Here is a 20,635-nt window from a genome sequence, read left to right as displayed (position 1 = left end):
TTTTAATTTTTATGTCATTTCCTGAATGCTTTTTGGGGAAGCTATAGTTTTGCAAATCGACACAAATCTGCTATTTTTACATCTTATACAAAAATAGGATCACCTTGGCAAAAGAGAAGAAACAAACTCCATTAATGCAACAATATAATACGATTAAGGCAAAATACCCTGGAGCCTTATTGTTGTTTAGAGTTGGAGATTTTTATGAGACATTTGGGGAAGATGCGATCAAAGCAGCCAAGATTTTAGGGATTGTATTAACAAAAAGAGGAAATGGATCGGAGTCTGAAACAGCATTGGCAGGATTTCCACATCATTCTTTGGAAACTTATTTACCAAAATTAGTTAGAGCCGGCCAAAGAGTTGCTATCTGCGATCAGCTAGAGGATCCAAAACAAACAAAAACGATCGTCAAGAGAGGAGTAACGGAATTAGTAACCCCAGGCGTATCCTACAATGAAAATATAGTTCAACAAAAATCCAATAACTATTTAGCATCTGTTTATTTTGATAAACTTGGGATTGGGATTTCATTTTTAGATATTTCAACAGGGGAATTCCTTGTTGCGCAAGGGTCAATAAATTATATTGACAAACTTCTTCAGGGGTTTAAACCGACTGAGATTATCCTTCCTAAAAAACAATACAAAGAGTTTCTTGAGCAATTCGGAAGTGGATATTATACTTATACACTTGATGAATGGCCATACACAGGCGATTATGCTACAGAGTCATTACTGAAACATTTTGAGGTTAATTCCATGAAAGGTTTTGGAATTGATCGAATGCCTATCGGCATAATTGCTGCAGGAGTAGCCCTTCATTACCTGAATGAAACGGAACACAGAAATCTACAACATATATCAAATATTTCTAGAATTGAAGAGGAACGGTATATGTGGTTAGATAGGTTTACCATTCGAAATCTCGAACTGATTGGCTCTAATAATGAAAATGCGACGACCTTATCGGATGTTTTGGATGAAACTTCTTCGCCTATGGGCGCGAGATTATTAAAACGTTGGATTGTTATGCCATTGAAAGATGAGAAATCAATCAACGAGCGTCTACAAGTAGTTCAAGATTTTTATGATAATCGAGAACTCAGGGATCAATTGGTTCATGAGATCAAGCAGGTAGGGGATTTAGAGAGGTTGATTTCTAAGATAGGTTTACAAAAAGCTAATCCAAGAGAAATTATTCAGCTCAAAAGAGCTTTATATGCGGTAGAAAAATTAAAAGAACTTTGTCAAGAGCAAGAATCCGAATCACTGAAAGTAATTGCTGAGCAATTGAATGCATGTTTAATCATTCGGGATAAGATAGAGAACAGCATGCAGGCAGAGCCACCGGTTGCCATCAACAAGGGAAATGTAATTGCTGATGGGGTAGATGCTGATTTGGATAAATTGAGGAAGGTTGCTTTTGGAGGAAAGGATTATCTAATCGAGATTCAAAAAAGGGAATCTGAAAAGACAGGTATTCCTTCATTGAAGATCGCATTCAATAATGTTTTTGGATATTATCTTGAAGTAACAAATACGCATAAGGATAAAGTTCCTTCAGATTGGATTAGAAAACAAACCTTAGTAAATGCGGAGCGATATATCACGGAAGAATTAAAAGAGTATGAAGAGCAAATACTTGGAGCGGAAGAGAAAATTCAAGCTATAGAAAATCGTTTATATTCAGAATTACTATTGGCTATTTCCGAATACATTAAGCCTATTCAATTAAATGCACAATTATTAGCGAAATTGGATGTATTACTGAATTTTGCAATCATAGCTGAGAAGAATTTTTATGTCAAACCTGAAGTAAATTCAAGTAGGACGTTAGACATAAAAGGTGGACGACATCCCGTTATCGAAAAGAATCTTCCAATAGGACAGGATTATATAACCAATGATACCTTTTTAGATCCTGATGGTCAACAAATTATTATTATAACAGGTCCAAATATGGCTGGAAAGTCTGCTTTGTTGAGGCAAACTGGATTAATTGTGCTCATGGCGCAAATAGGTTCATTTGTCCCAGCAAAAGAGGCTTATATAGGGATTGTTGATAAGATCTTTACTCGGGTTGGAGCATCAGATAATTTGAGTTCAGGAGAATCTACATTCATGGTTGAGATGAATGAGACCGCAAGTATCATGAATAATTTATCGGATAGAAGTTTAATTCTTTTAGATGAAATTGGTCGTGGTACCAGTACTTATGATGGGATTTCCATAGCATGGGCAATTGCAGAATATCTGCATTCACATCCATCCTATAGGGCAAAAACATTATTTGCAACACATTATCATGAATTAAATGAATTATGTACTTCAATGCCTAGGGTTAAGAACTTTAATGTTAGTGTAAAGGAAGTAAATAATAAGGTGATTTTCTTAAGGAAATTAGTTCCTGGAGGATCAGAACACAGCTTTGGTATACATGTGGCTAAGCTTGCGGGAATGCCTTCAAAATTGATTAACCGTGCTGGAGAAATATTAAAACGTTTAGAACAAGAAAGAACTGGAGGGGAGAAAATAAAAGACAGCATGCGCAAGATCCAAAAACAAGCCTATCAGTTACAGATGTTTTCAATTGATGATCCTGTTTTAGAGAAGATTAGAGATATGCTGAATAATTTGGATGTTAATACATTAACACCGGTTGAAGCATTAATGAAATTGGATGAAATTCAAAGATTATTAAAGAATTAAAAATAAATGCTGATAGTTAGTACCTATCAGCATCGTAAATATCATAAGTAATATTATTCAAATTAAAAGTCATCCTTGGATCAATTTGTATTATCATACTTCCTCGGAAATATTCACCAGCATATAGCGTCCCAATAGGGATTTCATTATAAAATAAACTGCCATTATTGCTAGCAATAGAGAATTCTAAATAATAGTTTCCATCCTGGCCTTGGTAATAATCTAAGTTGGATAGATTACTGACTGCGAAATCAATTTTTATTGAATTTGGGCCGGCAGGATAAGCATCCACAATATCGACCCCAAAATCATCTGGATAAAAAAGAGGTCCTTCAAAATAATCTTTGGAACATGAGGAAAACAATCCTATTACCATTATAAGTGCGACGATTTTAAGTAGCTTATTTTTCATATCTCTGTCTTTCTTTTAGTGATAGACTTCTTAAATTCCATTTAGATTAATGTTCATGGATAAAAAAACTACTTTACATTTTTTTTATTGGGTAAATAGGTTAATAAGTTAACTTTGTTTTATGGGCAATATCTTTGATTTCAAGAGGTTTTCAGTCAATCAAGAAGGCTGTGCAATGCGTATTAATACAGATGGTGTGCTGTTAGGAGCATTTGCACAAAAAAATTCAGCAAGAAATATTTTAGACATTGGCACTGGTACAGGTGTGATTGCTTTAATGTTGGCTCAGAAATATGAAGACTCTCAAGTTTGGGCTGTTGAAATTGATAAACTGGCATCAATACGAGCTGAGGAAAATTTTAAATCTTCCTTATTTAAAGACCGAATGAGTATTATAAATTCTGATATTTTCCAATGGCATACGGACCTAAAATTTGACCTTATTGTTTCGAATCCTCCATTTTATATTAATTCTCTTCATAATCCAGATCAGAGAAAGAAAGTGGCAAAACATACCGATAGTGATTTTTTTAAAGGATTGATGCAATTTTCAGCGCAACATTTAATGGAAGATGGGAAACTTCAAATCGTTGTGCCTATTGAGTTATCAGACTTTTTAATCAATGAGGCGGTTTCAAATGGATTGAATTTAACTCATGTAATAAATATTCAATCCTTTAAAGATTCAGATCCTTTCAGAAGTATTTTAAGTTTTAAAAAAGATACTTCCAATCAAATAAAAGAAACATTTATCTTATATCAAGATCAATCAGTTTATTCAGATGCCTATAAGTCACTATTAAAACCTTATTTTTTAGCTTTTTAAGATGAAGATTGGATTAATTTCAGATACACACAGCTATTTAGATGATTCGGTTTTCAAATATTTTGAAAACTGTGATGAAATATGGCATGCCGGAGATTTTGGTTCTTTAGATGTTATTGAGAAGTTAAGAACTTTTAAACCTTTACGTGGGGTATATGGAAATATCGATGATAAGTCAATCCAAATACAATACCCAGAAAATTTAAGGTTTAAATGTGAAGATGTGGATGTTTGGATTACCCATATTGGTGGATATCCTAATAAATATAGTCCATTAGTTAAACCAGAAATAATAAATAATCCCCCAAAATTGTTTATAACAGGGCACTCGCATATTTTAAAAGTTCAATATGATCAAAAATTGCAGTTACTCCATATTAATCCTGGAGCTGCAGGAAAACAGGGCTGGCAAAAAGTTAGAACGATAATGAGATTTGAAATAAATTCTGATAAAATTGAGAATTTAGAAGTAATTGAACTTCACCCGAGATAGTTATAGGCTATCTCTCACTTCTAGTAAAAAGCTTTTTAGACCTTCTAAGGATTCAATTATCCTTTGGTTTTCTCGCGCTTCATTCTTGTTGCTTCTTAAAAATTCTCTAGCCCCCTGTAAGGTATAGCCTTTATCTTTAACCAAATTAAAGATGATTTTTAGGTTAGCAATGTCATTTTGGGTAAATAGACGATTTCCTTTCTTGTTTTTCTTTGGCTGAAGGATATCGAATTCACGCTCATAAAAACGGATTTGAGATGCATTAACACCGAACATCTCAGTGACTTCCCCCATGGTATAATACAGCTTATTAATTTCTCGTTCTTTGTACGGCATGAACATTTGATTTTAGTGTATTAACAAATATACAATCTAAGTTTGAAAATCAAAAAACCATGATTGATATAAAGTTAAAGGCTATTTCGTAATTTTAACCTTTAGATGAGAGGCAAAGTAATAGTTAGTAAGTTTTGGACTAAGTTCTTTTCTTTTGGAAAAGCTCAAGCAATTACTATTTTTCCATTTATATTTTTGAAATATTCAACGGATAAGAAGAATAGGATTCTAATTAATCATGAAAGAATCCACATATTACAAGCCATAGAATTGCTAATTCTACCATTCTACATTTTTTATCTTTTAGAATTTGTTATTCGATTATTTCAATATAGGAATTTTACTAGGGCGTACTTAAATATCTCATTTGAACGAGAAGCTTATTCAAATGAACATAATCTAGATTATTTGCGTACAAGACCACTTTTTTCGGTATTAAAATATGTAACAAGAAAAAAGGGATGAGTTTAGTTTCTCATCCCTTTTTTGTTACCAATTGTCTGTCCTAAATGGTGAAACTGGGAGTCCATTGCTATTAAATAAATTTGGCATAGCTACTTCCGTAAAACCAAATCTTACTGCAACAGGACTCTTCACCTCGGAAGATTGCACTATTAGCTTATTGCCTTTAATAGTTCCTTTAGCGGGTTTAAAATTCTTGTCGTCACTTGCAATATACAAATCGGTAATATCTCCCTTTGAGGTTAATTTACCGTCTAAATTATGAAAACTGATTTCTATGGTATTGCCTTTAATCTCTTGGGATTTGTATATAGGAGATTTATAATCCTTTAAGGGAGCATTGTAAACTTCTGCAAGAGTAATGTCTGCCAATCGTTTAGCTACTTCTTTTTTCTGAATTGGATGAATGTCCTTGATATTGTCTACAAGGTCTGATACGACGACCATCCCTGTTTTTGGGAGATTTGTTGCTGTTAATGTTTGTTGTTCTCTCAAAAATGCGGCTAAAGGTTCCTTATTGTTATATTGAAATGGTGCAATTTGAACAAAATAAAATGGAAAATCTTGGTTCCATGCAGCACGCCAAGAATTGATCATTGTTTGTATGAGTTTATCGTATCCGTCCCAGGTTCCAACATTACTTTCCCCTTGGTACCAATAAGCTGCTGTTAAGTTGTATCCGGCAAATGGATGGACCATGGCATTCCATAATACGCCTGGGCTGTTAGGTCTCCAGTCGTTCACGCCTTGAAGATTTGCCCTTTTTAGTAGGAAAGGGTCGTTATTAATCAAATAACTTGGAGTCCATACTTCAGCAGGTGTACCACCCCAACTCGAATTGATTACACCAATGGGCACATTTTCATTGCTGTTCAATTCTTTGGCAATAAAATAACCGATTGCGGAAAAAGGTTGCAAAGATTCAGCGCTTAGTTTTGCCCAAGTATTTGGGATGTTATTTTGTGGATTAGCTGATCCCACATGACTAACATGTAACAGGCGAATATTAGGGTTATTTGCATTTGGCATTTCATCAATAATTTCTTTAAGATTTTGATTTGCTCCCCATTCCATATTCGATTGGCCAGAGCATAAGATCACATCCCCTAAAAGGATATCAGAAAGAGTAATAGTTTCTTGATTTGCCATGATTTTTAGTTCATATGGACCTCCTGCTTTACCCTGAGGTAAATTTGCCATCCACTCCCCGTTTCCATTTGTTTTTGCTGATACCGTGTCTTGAAACCAAGTGCCAACAATTTTAATATTGCTACTTGCAGGTGCCCATCCCCAAAAATTTATGGTAGTTCCACGTTGAAGGACCATATGGTCTGAAAAGAAATTTGGCACTCTCAGCTGGGAAAAACCTTGTAAGTTAAAGCCAAGGATGGCTAGGAATGTTAGAAAGATAAGTTTCTTTATGTTCATCGAAATAAGTTTAGGTTTCTTGATATATAAATTTAATAAAAAAGAAACAATATCACTCCAACGAAACTCAGAAAATATGGGTAATTCTGTTTTTTTATAAAAAAATTAATCTATTGAAGAAATAAAAGAAATTATTAATAAAAAAGCGCATAGTAAGATATTACTATGCGCTTTAAATATTTTAGATGATAGCTTATTTAACCATTTTAAGAAATGTAGCTACTTTTTCTTTCAATTGTCTTCTGTCTACAATGAAATCTAAAAATCCATGTTCCAAAACGAACTCAGAAGTTTGGAAGCCTTTAGGTAGATCTTTTTTAATCGTTTCTTTAATAACTCGAGGTCCTGCAAACCCGATTAATGCACCAGGTTCAGCAATGTTAATATCACCTAACATAGCATATGATGCGGTAACACCACCTGTGGTTGGATCAGTAAGTAAACAGATATAAGGTAATTTAGCTTCAGCTAATAGAGCTAATTTAGCAGAGGTTTTAGCCATTTGCATCAGTGAGAATGCTGCTTCCATCATCCGGGCACCACCTGATTTTGAAATTAACATAAATGGAAGTTTATGCTCAATACAATAGTCAATTGATCTAGCGATTTTTTCACCTACCACTGATCCCATTGAACCTCCAATAAAAGAGAAATCCATGCAGGCTATAACAAGTTCCTGACCATCTACTTTGCCTACAGCAGATCTTAATGCATCATTTAACCCTGTTTTAGCTTGGCTGTCTAATAATCTCTCTTTGTAAGGTTTGGTATCAACAAAATTAAGGGGATCGCCAGCTTTTAAGTTTGGAAATAACTCTGTGAATTCGTTGTTGTCAAATAAAATGGAGAAATAAGCAACAGATCCTATACGAATATGATAATCGCAGTAATGACAAACATACTTGTTTTCAACCTGTTCAACATTTAAAAGAGGTTTCTTACAATTAGGACATTTATTCCACATGCCATCAGGTGCCTCTTTTTTATTTTCAGTAGCAGTATGTATACCTGCTTTGTTTCTTTTAAACCAACTCATAGACTCATGTTAATTCGGTTTACAAATAAACGAAAAATATCTAATATGTGTATTTAGAAAACGAAATGAAGGAAATTTAGAGGGAATTTAGGCGAATAAAAAATGGGTAAGCTCCCTCTATCGCACCGCTCAACCAAATACCCTTGCTTTGTTCCCAACCTGGGGGAGTCAATGGGAGCTGGTCGTAGAGGACTTACCCACGGCAAAATTAACAAAATTTTAATCTTTCGGAAAAGAAAATTGCATTTTTGGCGTATACAGCTGAGATTCAATCTGTAAATTACATTTTGTCCTTATGATATTCACCAGTTAAAGCAAAATATCCAAATACTCCCAAGCCAACTGATATGATAGGAGTAAGGATGAAAAGAATAATTATACCAAAAACTACATCCTCTTGTTTCCCAGATACAATTTTTGGTAAACCAAATTGTGCGATGCAAAAATATGCCGTAAGTAATGCTAGTGCAATCCAAAGGATTCCCAATATTTTTTTAATGTTCTCCATGTCTAATTTAAATCTTTTGCAACCATGTTTTTATTGATATATAATGCCCCAATTACAAAACAGACAGCTGAAATAATGATTGGGTACCATAATCCCTCTAAATAATAAGTTGGATCCATTGCTGTTTTAGCATTCGTGGCGAGGTATGTAGAAACTGCAGGTAGCAAACCTCCAAAAATGCCATTTCCAATGTGATAAGGTAATGACATGGAGGTATATCGAATTTTTACTGGAAAGATTTCAACCAAGAATGCAGCTATCGGGCCATATACAAGAGTGATATATATGATTTGTATGAAAATCAAAGCAATTAATGCAAAATAGTTGCTTCCAGATAAAAACATATTGGTTTTTACGGTCATTTTAAATTCTTCCGAATGATTTTGGTCGATAATCTGTTTCTGTTTGATATGCTCTTCCTTGCTATAAGAACCATCTGTATAATATTTTGTAATTGTCTTTATTTCCCTTTCATCGTCAATGGTTGCGGGAGTTAATGTTTCAGTTCTTTTCTCTACTATTTCCTGCTTATTACTTTGTTCGCTAAGGTTAAACATTGCTTGGTAAATCGGTCTATAGGTTAACACAGCCAAGAGCATTCCTGATAACATCACCCATTTTCGTCCTACTTTGTCGGATAATCGCCCAAAAACAACAAAAAATGGTGTACCGAATAACAATGCAATTCCCAAGATCATATCAGCTTGATCGGAGTCCAATAACATGACAGTTTTCATAAAACTCATCGAATAGAATTGACCGGTATACCAAACAACACCTTGTCCCATAGCCGCGCCAAAAAGAGCTAACAGGACAAATTTCAAATTGTATTTGTTCCCAAAACTTTCTTTTAATGGGTTTGTGGAAGTTTTGCCTTCAGCTTTTGCCTTTTTAAATTCAGGAGACTCATCCATATTTTTCCTAATTAAATAGGAAACATAAACCATGAGGATGGATAGCAAAAATGGCACACGCCAACCCCAGTTATCGAATTGTGCTTCAGTTAAAAAGAATTTTGTTAATAATATAACGACTAAAGAGATAAACAAGCCAAATGTAGCAGTGGTTTGAATCCAGGAAGTCCAATATCCTCTTTCACCATTAGGGGCATGTTCGGCAACATAGGTGGCAGCACCACCATATTCACCTCCTAATGCTAGACCCTGAAGTAATCTTAATATTAAAACAATTAATGGAGCAAAGAAGCCAATACTTTCGTAACTAGGTATACAACCAATCAGAAAGGTTGCACCACCCATTAACATGAGTGTGACCATGAACGTATATTTTCTGCCAATTAGATCTCCAAGTCTGCCAAAAAATAGAGCTCCAAAAGGTCTTACAACAAATCCCGCCGCGAATGTTGCCAAAGTTGACAAAAAAGCTGCGGTTGGATTGTCAGAGGGAAAGAATTTAGTTGAGATGACAATGGATAGACTTCCAAAAATAAAGAAGTCATACCATTCAATAAGGGTTCCTAAAGAAGAAGCGCCAATGACTTTCCAAATTCCCTTTTTGTTTACATTTTCTTGCATAAAATTAGTTAGGCTTAAGTTAGTTTATATATTTTTCCAGGAAGAGAATGAATAATTCCATTCATTTCCATTTCTAGAAGAGTGATTGCTAATTTACTTTGTGGCCAATTACAATATGCTGCAATTTCATCAATTCCGGCTTCATTGGTATCTTTAAGATAGTCAAAAACTTTTTGTTCTTCATTGGAGAGATCAAAAATTAGAGGTAATTGTATTTGATTTTTTAGGTTTTCATTGGAACTGAATTCCCACTGCATAAGCGTTAGCAAATCCTTGGCATGGCGAATCAAATGTGCTTTATTAGTTCTTATGAGTTCATTACATCCAGCTGAATAATATAAATCGACAGAACCTGGAAAGGCACAGACATCCCGATTATAGCTATTAGCTATTTCCGCAGTTATTAATGCGCCGCCTTTATGGGCTGCTTCAACTACGATCGTTACGTCTGATAGTCCAGCAACAATTCTATTTCGCATAGGGAAGTTGGTTTTATCTGGAACAGTACCAGAAGGATATTCAGTTAATAAACAACCATTCTTAACAATGTCATTTGCAATATCATGGTGGTCAAAAGGATAGATTCTATCTAATCCATGCGCTAGCACCGCCGTGGTTTCTAATTTTTCCTGCAAAGAAGCTTTATGGGCATAAATATCAATTCCATAAGCGAGACCACTGACGACTAGGACATTTAAATCTTTTAATTGTTGAATTAATTCTTCTGTGAGTCTTTTGCCATATGAAGTGGCGTTTCGCGTTCCGACAATACTCACTATTTTAGTGTTGTTTAGATTGCAAGATCCTTTTTTGTAAAGTACTAAAGGGGCATCCTCGCAATGCCTTAAACGAGATGGGTAATCAGGATCTTCAAACCAAAGGACATCTATTTTATGTTTGTCTATATATTTATATTCCTGCTCGGCTTCATCCAAATAACTTTTTGAAATCAGTTGTTCTATGGAGGTTTTGTGAATTCCGGGGATTTGAGATAATTGTTTCTTGGAACAATTAAAAATTTCTTCTAAGCTCCCAAAATAAGCCAATAATTGTCGACTTGTTTTAGGACCTATTCCCTTTATTTTGGTCAAGGCGATCTTTTCTATTGCATTCATTTTGGTTAGCTTAGCATTAAAGATAAGGAATCGACTAGCTTTATGCAATATCCATTATTTATAAAATGTTACCTTTGTTTAAAAGAATTACTATGGAAATGCAAGAGCCTTTTGATGTTGAAATCGGAGATATTAACTATTCAGTATTCCCTGACGAAAAGGATACCTATACAATATTTAAAGACGGGAAAGAATATGTTCAGATTATTAAGGATACGGATACTTCTTGGTTAAAATTAAATCCTGAAACGGGTTTACCAATGTTTGGGATGGATGAGGAAATTAATTTGATTGGGGCTGAGATATTGAAGAATATCCAATAATAACTATCCTCACTAAATTTGATAAAATCAATTGGTTTTCAAGTTGGGGATATTGAAAATATTAAGTGATTGAGCGGGATTGATGATTTTTCATCATCAATCCCGCTCATTTTTTTGGTTAAATGGGGATATACATGACGTATTTGGTGTCAAAGAAATCTTCTTTAAAATAATGAGAAATTGGATGGAGCTCGGCTTTTACACGAGCCTCTTTTATTTCTTCTTTCAAGTCGCCCCCTTTTAAATACAGTATTCCATTAGGGATTCCATTCTTATCTTTTTTCTCGATTTTATTTCTAACCCAAGGAATAAAATCACCTAATCTAGTAACAGCGCGAGAAACTACAAAATCATATTTGTAATCCAATTGTTCTGCTCGAATGTGGTCTGCTTCAATATTTTTCAAACCTAATCCATCAGCTACCTCACGAACAACCTTAATTTTCTTTCCAATTGAGTCGACTAGATGGAATTTTACTTCTGGGAATAAAATTGCTAAGGGGATTCCTGGAAATCCTCCGCCAGTGCCAACATCCAAAATTCTGGTATTAGGAGTGAATTCTCCAACGAATTTTCCTATAGCTAAGGAATGTAACACATGTTTCAAGTAAAGGCTTTCAATATCCTTTCTAGAGATTACATTGATTTGATCGTTCCATAAAGGATATAGTTCTTCCAGTTTAGCAAACTGCTCTTTTTGAGTTTCACTAAGTTTAGGGAAATAGTTGTAAATAATGTCGACTGTAGGATTCACTGCTTAATGTTTATAAAATTTTACTTCCAGGATACCTGTTTTTTTGATCTATTGAATAAACCATTGAAACAGATATAAAAATAATAATATAGATCTAAAATAGGTAGCCAAACAAGTATATCACTTACCTGAAGTTTTCTGTATATAGGACGAAAGATAAAGATTTGGCAAATTAACCTTATTAGATAACAACTTAATGCAATATACCAGAAACTTGGAGAAATTAGTATTGCGGGAATCAGGGTTAAATAAAATAACACCGCTGAGATGAGTTGTATTCCAAGCATTCTTTGATGTCTTCCCTTATATAAGGTTGATGCTCCAGAATGTCTTGCTTTCTGTTTGTAATAACTTTTCCAAGTTTGTTTAGGGTCTGAGTAAACCATGGAATCAGGATGAATATTGATTTCAACGTTTTTTTTGTTTGCATTCGCGTTGACGAACAGGTCATCATCTCCTGACTTAATGTGCATGTGCTCTGTAAATCCTTTTGCTGTAAAAAAAAGATCCTTAGTATAGGCTAGATTCCTTCCCACACCCATATATGCATCACCTTTTAAAGCATAAGAAAGGTAGCTCATTGCAGTATGAGTAGTTTCAAAGCGAATAAGGCGGTTTAAAAAACCAGGAAATTTAAAATATGGGGAGTAACCAAGTACAATTTCTTTATTAGGCTGAAAAGTTCCAGCCATTTCTGAAAGCCAACATTTGCTGGCTGGTTGACAATCTGCGTCTGTCATTAATAGATAAGAATTTTGAGCGGCTTTGATTCCCATGGTTAGGGCAAATTTCTTGCTATGCTTTAATTGGATGTGTTCTTTGATTTCAACAATTTTAAGATTGGAATACTGAGTGGCAAAATCTTGTAATACCCATTTCGTATCATCAAATGAACAATCATTTACCACAATAACTTCAAAATTGGGGTAGTCTTGTTCTAATATTTCAGGGAGGTAAATTTTTAGATTTTCTTGTTCATTATGAGCGCAAATTATGATAGATACTGGTTTTGCATCAGGTTTTTCTTTATATGATTTGACCTTATAAAAAGCTAGTTTTCCATAAACCACAAGGATAAAGTAAAGCTGAATGAATAGCAAAAGCAGTAAAATCACATAAGGAAGATGTGATATTTGGAAGTTTATTTCGAATTGATTGCCCATAGAAGTAGGGTCAAAGATACAGGTTATACCTTAAAAAGTTTGTTAATTGTTAAGAAATGCGAATTAAGTTAAGGATTTGTCAATAGCAAAGATTTTTATAGTATTTTTGCGGTCGATTAAGGAACACTATGAATTTTACGCTTCAAGCATTAGATAAATTTTCAAGAGCAAGAGCAGGAGAGATTGAAACAGCACATGGGAAAATCCAAACTCCAATTTTTATGCCTGTTGGAACTGCTGGAACAGTTAAGGCAGTGCATCAGCATGAACTTGTTAATGATATTCAAGCCCAAATTATTTTAGGGAATACTTACCATCTATATTTAAGGCCGGGTCTTGATGTACTAAATAAAGCCGGTGGATTACATAAGTTTATCAACTGGGATGGTCCAATATTGACTGATTCTGGGGGTTACCAAGTTTATTCTTTGACTGAGGTTCGTAAAATCAAAGAGGAAGGTGTAACGTTTAGATCTCATATTGATGGGTCGAAGCATTTATTTACCCCAGAAAATGTGATGGATACGCAACGTATTATTGGGGCTGATATCATAATGGCATTTGACGAGTGTACTCCATATCCATGTGATTATAAATATGCTAGAAGATCGCTTGACATGACACATCGTTGGTTAAAACGTTGTTGTGACCGGTTTGATAGTACAGAACCATTATATGGTTATGATCAAACTTTATTTCCAATTGTCCAAGGGTCAGTCTACAAAGATCTTCGTGAAAAATCGGCAGAAACTATTGCATCTTTCAATAGAGAAGGTAATGCAATTGGAGGGTTGTCGGTTGGAGAACCTGCAGAAGAAATGTATGCAATGACAGAAGTAGTAACCAATATCCTACCGCATGAGAAGCCAAGATATTTAATGGGGGTTGGGACACCTGTGAACCTTTTGGAAAACATCGCTTTGGGTATAGATATGTTTGATTGTGTGATGCCTACAAGGAATGCCAGAAATGGGATGCTCTTTACACAAAATGGAATCATCAACATAAAGAATGAAAAGTGGAAAGATGATTTTAGTCCTATTGAAGCTGAGTCAGATTTGTTAGTGGACCAAATACATACAAAAGCTTATTTAAGGCATTTAATTAAATCCCAAGAAATATTAGGAGCCCAAATCGCATCATTACATAATTTACATTTTTATCTTTGGTTAATGAAACAGGCCAGAGAGAGAATTATAGATGGTTCGTTTTATGATTGGAAGAATAAAATGGTTAAAATTTTAGATCAAAGACTTTAATTGATTAAGAGTTTATGCTAAAGATTATCGATCGATATATCATGAAAAAGTACTTGTCTACTTTTGTCTTCACGGTTGCCATCTTCTGTGTGGTGATTGTGATTTTTGATATATCTGAGAAGATCGATGATTTCAATAAATATGGGGCTACCATGACGCAGGTATTTTTTCAATATTATGCTTTAGGAAGTTTGCCATTTTTTATAAATATGCTTACTCCACTTTTTAATTTTATTGCAGTCATATTCTTTACCTCTAAGATGGCTGATCAAACGGAGATTGTTCCGATTCTCAGTGGCGGAATGAGCTTCAATAGACTGTTGCGTCCTTATATGATTTGTGCTGGGCTTATTTTTGCCATGACGCTTATTTCCAATATATATGTTATTCCTTATACTAATAAATATAAGGTAAACTTTGAAAATGTTTATGTAAAACCTAATAAAGTCAGTACAACTTCATCTTCAATTCATATGCAAGTAGATTCCAATACCTATGTGTATATGGGTTCTTTCGATACAAAATCCAAAGTTGGATATAACTTCAGCCTTGAGAAGTTTGATGGGGACAAAATGATAGAAAAATTAATGGCTGAACGCGTTACTTGGGATTCAGTTGCAAGTAAATGGAGTTTACATACTTTTACGAATAGAGAAATCAATGGGTTTAAGGAGAAAATGCTAAGTGGAGAAAAAAGAGATACTACACTTGACATGAGACCTCAAGATTTTGAGTCCTATGAAAACGTTTTTACCACGATGGACCAAAAAGAATTAAATGAGCGTATCAGTAAAGAAGAGGTTCGAGGTACAGGAATGATGAACGAATTGCTACTTGAAAAATACAAACGTATCATTAATCCTTTTTCTGCTTTTATTTTAACCTTAATTGGGGTGTCTCTATCTTCCAAAAAAGTTAGGGGCGGGATAGGATTAAGTTTAGGATTGGGTATTGGCTTAAGTTGTATTTATATCGTTCTTGAAAGATTTTCAAGTATGTTTTCCATCAAAGGGGGATTGGATCCACTAATTTCAGTGTTAATTCCAAATGTGATCTTCCTGATATTAAGTTTCTATTTACTTAAAAAAGCACCTAAGTAATATTTACCAACCATGCCAAAATTGACCATCAATCGCAATATATTAATATTGCACTTCACTGTATTAATTTGGGGTTTTACAGGTGTATTAGGAGAACTTATAAGTGTTTCTGCTTTACATCTTGTATGGTATCGGGTATTGATTGCTGCATTAACCCTAATAATTTATTATCTGATTAAGAAGAAATCGCTTTTGGTCCCAAAAGATCAAATTCTTCAATATCTCGCAGTAGGTATGATAGTAGGATTGCACTGGGTATTGTTTTTCCATGCGATTAAGGTTTCAACGGTTTCAGTCACTCTGGTTACATTATCTTCTGTAACCTTATTCACTGCTATATTAGAGCCATTAATTAACAGGAAAAGAATATCAATTGCAGATGTCATTGTTGGTCTAGTTATAATTTTTGGTATTTATCTGATCTTCAAATTTGAATTCAAATACTTTTGGGGAATAGTTTTTGGTTTATCTTGTGCAATCTGTGCTAGTATATTTTCCATATTAAATGCCAGAATGGTAAAAAAAGGCAGCCCAACGACTATTACTTTATATGAAATGATAGGTGCGTGGTTAGGAGTTTCTGTCGTTATGCTTTTTACAGGGGATTTTGATAATCAAATGATATTAAGTCAATCAGATTTATTGTATTTGTTGTTATTAGGAGTAGTCTGTACAGCAATTGCCTATGTTTTGGGAGTTGCAGTTATGAAGGAACTTTCCGCCTTTACAGTAGCACTTACAACCAATATGGAGCCTGTTTATGGGATTATTTTGGCTTTATTAATATTTGGGCAAAAAGAAGCGATGAGCACTGGGTTCTATTTTGGAGCAATTATCATTTTGAGCGCTGTATTTATTTATCCCTATCTTAAAACCAAGATCAAAATTTAATTTGTAGAGGAGCAATCTTAGATATCTTCCAAAGCTTTTATTCAAAAAAGGGTCTTTTCAAACTAAATTTGTCTTATTAAAAAATATTATAGATATATAGGATATTTTAGCGAGAAAATTTTTACAACGTAAATTTTCTCTTTTCACTTATTTTATTTCTTTAATCGTTTGATGTCACAAGTGTTTTACATCTTTAAGTTATATAAATTTCTTAATTATCAACAATATTTAAGAATTTAATTAATCATAATCATGTAGATTCATAATTGGTTAAAAATTCAGGCGGGAATTATTTAAGTTTTAGGAATATATTTTCTATCTTTCACAATTATTAGACGAAGTCAAAAGTCTTTATGAATATTATAATTTAATTCGATTAACTTTTTTGTTAATTGATTTAGATTCTAAATAAAATTTCTAACTGTTAATTTTCAAAACTAATTTTAGGCCAACCTTATAAGGGCTGGCCTATTTTATTTTAGGTTTATCGCATTCAATTTATCATTTCTCGCCCAAGATGTACGATTTATCCGTAACTTTGTACCTTTACAAGAAACTTGAAAACGTTGCCGTGAGGTAACGAACAAAAAGAAATATGGCAAATATCGTAGCAATTGTTGGAAGACCAAATGTTGGTAAATCCACTTTATATAACCGTTTGACAGAGAGTAGAAAAGCTATTGTTGATGACTTTAGCGGTGTTACTCGTGATAGACATTATGGTCAAGCAGAATGGATCGGAAAGAAATTCACTGTAATAGACACTGGAGGATTTGTCCATGGGTCAGATGATGTTTTTGAAGCAGCAATCCGCGATCAAGTTTTAATTGCGATTGAAGAGGCATCTGCAATTTTATTTGTTGTTGATGCAACGACAGGAATTACAGATTTAGATGATGAAATTGCCAATTTTTTAAGAAGAAGTAAAAAACCAGTTTATGTGGTTGCGAATAAAGTTGACAGTGCTAAACAACAGCATGACTCTGCTGAATTTTATTCATTCGGATTAGGTGAAGTTTATAATATTTCGTCCATGACCGGATCGGGTACTGGTGAGCTTTTAGATGCGGTAGTATCCACTTTTGAAATTGAAGAAGAGGAGGAGTCTGAACTTCCTAAATTCACGATTGTTGGTCGCCCTAATGTTGGTAAATCCTCCCTTACAAATGCTCTTCTTGGTAAAGAAAGAAATATTGTAACTCCAATTGCTGGGACTACAAGAGATTCAATCCGTATTCATTATAATCAATTTGGTCATGAGTTCCTATTGGTTGATACTGCAGGATTGCGTAGAAAGTCTAGAGTAAATGAAGATATTGAGTTTTATTCAGTTATGCGTACAATCAAGGCATTAGAAGATTCTGATGTTGTAATATTAATGATTGATGCTAAGGATGGAATAGAGGCTCAAGACATTAATATATTCCACCTTGCTGAAAAGAATAAAAAAGGTATTGTGATATTAGTCAACAAATGGGATACAGTAGAAAAGGACCATAAGACTGCAAAAGAATTTGAACAATCTATTAAGAATAAAATTGCTCCATTTACTGATGTCCCTATCATCTTTACCTCGGTAACTGAAAAGCAGCGTATTTTCAAGGCTATTGAAACAGCAATGGAAGTTTATAGTAACAAAACGAAGAAAATTCCAACGTCGAAACTTAATGATGTAATGTTGGAAATCATTGAAAATTATCCTCCGCCAGCTACAAAAGGTAAATACATCAAGATAAAATATGTAACGCAATTACCTGGAAGATCACCAATGTTTGCATTTTTCTGTAATCTTCCTCAATATATCAAAGATCCTTATAAGAGATTTATTGAAAATAAATTACGTGAGAATTTCGATTTTTCAGGTGTCCCTATTCAAGTATTTTTTAGACAAAAATAATTAGTTTCAGCAATCGTATGGAGCATAATTTAGTATTATATAATACACTAACTCGTAAAAAAGAAAAGTTTGTACCCCTTCATCCGAATTTAGTCGGCATGTATGTCTGCGGGCCAACGGTTTATAGTGATGTACACCTTGGTAATTGTAGAACATTTGTTTCTTTTGATTTGATCTTCAGGTATTTATTGCATTTAGGATATAAAGTTCGTTATGTTCGTAATATTACTGATGCAGGGCACCTTGAAGGAGATAATGATGAAGGAGATGATAAATTTGCAAAAAAAGCAAAATTAGAAAAATTGGAACCTATGGAAATTGTACAAAAATATACCATAGGGTTCCATGATGTTCTGCGTCTATTTAATACCATTCCTCCAAGTATAGAACCCACAGCTACTGGTCATATCTCTGAACAAATAGAAATGATCCAGGAAATCATTAAAAATGGATTCGCGTATGAAGTTAATGGAACGGTTTATTTTGATGTGGAGAAATACGTAAAGGAATATAACTATACTATTCTTACCAATAGAAATTTAGAAGACCTTTTGAACAATACGCGTGAGCTTGGTGGGCAAGATGAGAAAAGGGGTCGTTTAGATTTCGCTTTATGGATTAAAGCTAAACCTGAGCACATCATGCGTTGGCCTTCTCCATGGGGTGTAGGTTTTCCAGGCTGGCATATTGAATGTTCTGCTATGAGTAGAAAATATTTAGGTGACCAATTCGATATCCATGGTGGAGGAATGGATTTAGCGGCAACTCACCATACCAATGAGATTGCACAGTCTGAAGCTTGTAATCATACTACACCTGCAAAATATTGGATGCATACCAATATGCTTACAGTCAATGGAACTAGAATGTCGAAATCTGCGGGAAATGGTTTTCTTCCAGGAGAGCTTTTTACTGGAAATCACCCATTACTAAACAGAGGCTATTCACCTATGTCTGTAAGGTTCTTTATGCTTCAAGCCCACTATAGAAGTACATTAGATTTTTCTAATGATGCTTTAGAAGCTGCTGATAAAGGATATAAAAGATTAATGGCAGCAATAGGTTTGCTTGACAAGATTGTACCTTCTTCAAAATCAAACTTCGGTGATTTATCGGAAATCAAAAGAAGGAGCTATGCTGCAATGGATGATGATTTCAATAGTCCGGTGTTGATTGCTGAATTGTTTGAAGCTGTACGGATAATCAATTCGATCTATGACGGGAAATTAACTATCTCTGCTGAGGATTTAGAAGATCTGAAATCATATTTACAATCATTCGTTTTCGACGTTCTTGGCCTCAAGGATGACCAAATTGGAGATGCTGATAACATGGATGAATTGATGCAGATTATCATTAATCTTCGTAATGAGGCAAAGAAAAATAAGGACTTTGTAACCTCAGACCGTATCCGGGAACAATTAAATTCTGTAGGTATCCAACTTAAAGATAATAAGGATGGTACACTTTGGAATAAGATTTGAGTAGTAAGGTAAAAATTACAAAAATGATTTATAATAAAGGCATAACTCTATTAGCCGCAACGCTAATTTCTTTTTCGAGTTTTGCCCAACTTCCTGAGAAGGTAGGTGGGCTTCTTTCGGTTGATAGAACAGCTGCTAACCTTTCTAAAAATGAAAGTCCATATACTGGATTAAAATACATCATTGATAAGGAAACTACATTTTTAGTCCCCTCACCTGTAAACGCAGCAAATTATTTAGATAACCGACCTAATCTTCCGGATCGGCTGTCTTGGAATCCCAATTTTGCGCTTGTATCTAGAAGCTTAGATTGGGGAGTAACCTCAGGGCCAATAGAATTTCAGAAAATGGGATCCATTAAACGATTTGGTCAATATTTAACGGTTTGGCATAGAGATCGAAAAGGTAATTGGAGAGCTCATTTGCGTGCTGAAGTGGAGAATTATGGGAAGAAGAAGGCTAATCCATTAGAGTATTATGAGCCGGATGAAAAGAATTATCTAAAACATCGTTCTGTTAAAAGGTTAGAACAACGAGAAGAAGTTGTTATGCAGACTGATGAATTATTTTCAACAATATTAAAAGCAGATACCAAAACCGGGTACAGTGAGTTTCTAGCGGATGATGCGCGCTTTTATTTTCCTTGGCAAAATGAAATTGAAGGTCGTGATAATGTCCTTGCTTTTATTAAGAAGGAGCGTCTAGAAATTGATACTGATCCAAATGATGTTGGTAGAGCATACAGCGGTGAATTTGCTTATACTTCTGGAACAGCAACTGTAGGTCTAAAAGATAAAGTTGTTAAGTTTAGTTATATCAGAATCTGGCAATTATCAAATGATTTTCAGTGGAAGGTAATTTTAGAAATGATGTTCGAAAGATAATCATAATAAAAATTCAAA

At 34.2% G+C, this 20,635-nt stretch carries 19 protein-coding genes and 1 other RNA gene; 10 read left to right on the top strand and 10 right to left on the bottom strand.

Annotation, left to right across the window (positions count from 1 at the left end; translation table 11 throughout):
• The first annotated feature begins 104 nt into the window (after positions 1-104).
• Positions 105-2,711: a DNA mismatch repair protein MutS gene (gene mutS, locus E0Y80_RS04925; RefSeq protein ID WP_156306285.1), complete on the top strand. Its 2,607-nt coding sequence runs from the start codon at positions 105-107 to the stop codon at positions 2,709-2,711.
• Positions 2,712-2,727: 16 nt separating this feature from the next.
• On the opposite strand, the gene E0Y80_RS04920 is transcribed toward mutS, so the two are convergent.
• Entirely contained in the window at positions 2,728-3,123 is a 396-nt protein-coding gene (locus E0Y80_RS04920) for a hypothetical protein (RefSeq protein WP_156306284.1), read from the bottom strand.
• A gap of 121 nt (positions 3,124-3,244) precedes the next feature.
• Here E0Y80_RS04920 and E0Y80_RS04915 point away from each other — a divergent pair, with 121 nt between their 5' ends.
• Both E0Y80_RS04915 and E0Y80_RS04910 read left to right on the top strand, forming a co-directional pair.
• Positions 3,245-3,949 (top strand): tRNA1(Val) (adenine(37)-N6)-methyltransferase, encoded by a 705-nt coding sequence (locus E0Y80_RS04915; RefSeq protein ID WP_156306283.1) that lies wholly within the window; start codon positions 3,245-3,247, stop codon positions 3,947-3,949.
• A gap of 1 nt (position 3,950) precedes the next feature.
• Positions 3,951-4,442 (top strand): metallophosphoesterase family protein, encoded by a 492-nt coding sequence (locus E0Y80_RS04910; protein ID WP_156306282.1) that lies wholly within the window; start codon positions 3,951-3,953, stop codon positions 4,440-4,442.
• On the opposite strand, the gene E0Y80_RS04905 is transcribed toward E0Y80_RS04910, so the two are convergent.
• The 7 genes from E0Y80_RS04905 to dprA all read right to left on the bottom strand — a co-directional run bounded on the left by E0Y80_RS04905 (position 4,443) and on the right by dprA (position 10,862).
• Positions 4,443-4,778, bottom strand: coding sequence for a MerR family transcriptional regulator (locus tag E0Y80_RS04905; protein WP_094255579.1), 336 nt, complete (start codon positions 4,776-4,778; stop codon positions 4,443-4,445).
• A 489-nt stretch (positions 4,779-5,267) separates the two neighbouring features.
• Complete coding sequence (locus tag E0Y80_RS04900; protein WP_231595924.1) at positions 5,268-6,668, bottom strand: sialate O-acetylesterase; 1,401 nt, start codon at positions 6,666-6,668, stop codon at positions 5,268-5,270.
• Positions 6,669-6,861: 193 nt separating this feature from the next.
• The gene (gene accD / locus E0Y80_RS04895) at positions 6,862-7,704 is read right to left on the bottom strand and encodes an acetyl-CoA carboxylase, carboxyltransferase subunit beta (RefSeq protein WP_156306281.1); all 843 of its coding nucleotides are present in this window, start codon (positions 7,702-7,704) and stop codon (positions 6,862-6,864) included.
• A 101-nt stretch (positions 7,705-7,805) separates the two neighbouring features.
• An RNA gene (gene ffs / locus E0Y80_RS04890) (signal recognition particle sRNA small type) lies at positions 7,806-7,903 on the bottom strand.
• An 81-nt stretch (positions 7,904-7,984) separates the two neighbouring features.
• Positions 7,985-8,212 (bottom strand): DUF6814 family protein, encoded by a 228-nt coding sequence (locus tag E0Y80_RS04885; protein ID WP_156306280.1) that lies wholly within the window; start codon positions 8,210-8,212, stop codon positions 7,985-7,987.
• A 2-nt stretch (positions 8,213-8,214) separates the two neighbouring features.
• Positions 8,215-9,747, bottom strand: coding sequence for an MFS transporter (locus E0Y80_RS04880; RefSeq protein ID WP_156306279.1), 1,533 nt, complete (start codon positions 9,745-9,747; stop codon positions 8,215-8,217).
• Positions 9,748-9,761: 14 nt separating this feature from the next.
• Positions 9,762-10,862, bottom strand: coding sequence for a DNA-processing protein DprA (dprA, locus tag E0Y80_RS04875; RefSeq protein ID WP_156306278.1), 1,101 nt, complete (start codon positions 10,860-10,862; stop codon positions 9,762-9,764).
• Between the two features lie 92 nt (positions 10,863-10,954).
• On the opposite strand from dprA, the gene E0Y80_RS04870 reads away from it, so the two are divergent.
• On the top strand, positions 10,955-11,185 hold the full coding sequence (locus E0Y80_RS04870; protein ID WP_156306277.1) for a hypothetical protein: 231 nt from the start codon (positions 10,955-10,957) through the stop codon (positions 11,183-11,185).
• Between the two features lie 118 nt (positions 11,186-11,303).
• Here the strand turns inward: E0Y80_RS04870 and rsmG are convergent, their stop codons facing one another.
• Both rsmG and E0Y80_RS04860 read right to left on the bottom strand, forming a co-directional pair.
• Positions 11,304-11,939 carry a 16S rRNA (guanine(527)-N(7))-methyltransferase RsmG gene (gene rsmG / locus E0Y80_RS04865; protein WP_156306276.1) on the bottom strand — a complete coding sequence of 212 codons (636 nt, stop codon included), beginning with the start codon at positions 11,937-11,939 and terminating at the stop codon, positions 11,304-11,306.
• Between the two features lie 20 nt (positions 11,940-11,959).
• Entirely contained in the window at positions 11,960-13,102 is a 1,143-nt protein-coding gene (locus E0Y80_RS04860; RefSeq protein ID WP_156306275.1) for a glycosyltransferase, read from the bottom strand.
• A gap of 128 nt (positions 13,103-13,230) precedes the next feature.
• Here E0Y80_RS04860 and tgt point away from each other — a divergent pair, with 128 nt between their 5' ends.
• The 6 genes from tgt to E0Y80_RS04830 all read left to right on the top strand — a co-directional run bounded on the left by tgt (position 13,231) and on the right by E0Y80_RS04830 (position 20,617).
• Complete coding sequence (gene tgt / locus E0Y80_RS04855) at positions 13,231-14,361, top strand: tRNA guanosine(34) transglycosylase Tgt (RefSeq protein ID WP_156306274.1); 1,131 nt, start codon at positions 13,231-13,233, stop codon at positions 14,359-14,361.
• 14 nt (positions 14,362-14,375) lie between these two features.
• Positions 14,376-15,461 carry an LptF/LptG family permease gene (locus E0Y80_RS04850; RefSeq protein ID WP_156306273.1) on the top strand — a complete coding sequence of 362 codons (1,086 nt, stop codon included), beginning with the start codon at positions 14,376-14,378 and terminating at the stop codon, positions 15,459-15,461.
• A 12-nt stretch (positions 15,462-15,473) separates the two neighbouring features.
• The gene (locus tag E0Y80_RS04845) at positions 15,474-16,352 is read left to right on the top strand and encodes a DMT family transporter (RefSeq protein ID WP_156306272.1); all 879 of its coding nucleotides are present in this window, start codon (positions 15,474-15,476) and stop codon (positions 16,350-16,352) included.
• Positions 16,353-16,947: 595 nt separating this feature from the next.
• Positions 16,948-18,249 (top strand): ribosome biogenesis GTPase Der, encoded by a 1,302-nt coding sequence (gene der, locus E0Y80_RS04840; RefSeq protein WP_156306271.1) that lies wholly within the window; start codon positions 16,948-16,950, stop codon positions 18,247-18,249.
• A 17-nt stretch (positions 18,250-18,266) separates the two neighbouring features.
• Entirely contained in the window at positions 18,267-19,733 is a 1,467-nt protein-coding gene (gene cysS / locus E0Y80_RS04835) for a cysteine--tRNA ligase (protein WP_156306270.1), read from the top strand.
• 23 nt (positions 19,734-19,756) lie between these two features.
• Positions 19,757-20,617 carry a DUF4440 domain-containing protein gene (locus E0Y80_RS04830; protein WP_156306269.1) on the top strand — a complete coding sequence of 287 codons (861 nt, stop codon included), beginning with the start codon at positions 19,757-19,759 and terminating at the stop codon, positions 20,615-20,617.
• Positions 20,618-20,635 lie beyond the last annotated feature (18 nt).

This window comes from Sphingobacterium endophyticum (genome assembly GCF_009733535.1).
GTDB classification, from domain to species: Bacteria; Bacteroidota; Bacteroidia; order Sphingobacteriales; family Sphingobacteriaceae; genus Sphingobacterium; species Sphingobacterium endophyticum.
Note: the sequence above shows the minus strand (reverse complement) of the source record. Positions and strands in the feature narration are given on the sequence as shown.